General features: G+C 47.1%; 1 protein-coding gene. It reads left to right on the plus strand.

Going from position 1 to position 259, the window contains the following annotated elements; genetic code table 11:
- Window positions 1–30: 30 nt before the first annotated feature.
- Window positions 31–259 (plus strand): hypothetical protein (locus AAEY78_RS13775; protein ID WP_352339920.1); only part of this gene is annotated, 229 nt, incomplete at its 3' end.

The following is a 259-nucleotide window of genomic DNA, read 5'->3' on the forward strand; positions in this document are numbered from 1 at the left end:
TTACTTGCCAACATGGCAGCGTTTTACGCTGTGTACCATGGCCCACAAGGCTTAAAAACTATTGCTCAGCGTATTCATCGCTTTGCCGATATTTTAGCTGCAGGCTTACAAGCTAAAGGCGTGAGCCTTAAACACAACACCTGGTTTGATACCCTAACGGTAGTAAGCGATAGCAAAGCCGACGTTATTGCGCGTGCACTAGCAAGCGGTGTTAACTTTGCTACTAACCGCGATGGCGAATACTCAATTGCCGTATCAG

Origin of the sequence: Psychrobacter sp. 16-MNA-CIBAN-0192, assembly GCF_040309565.1 — a bacterium.
In the GTDB taxonomy this organism is placed as follows: Bacteria; Pseudomonadota; Gammaproteobacteria; order Pseudomonadales; family Moraxellaceae; genus Psychrobacter.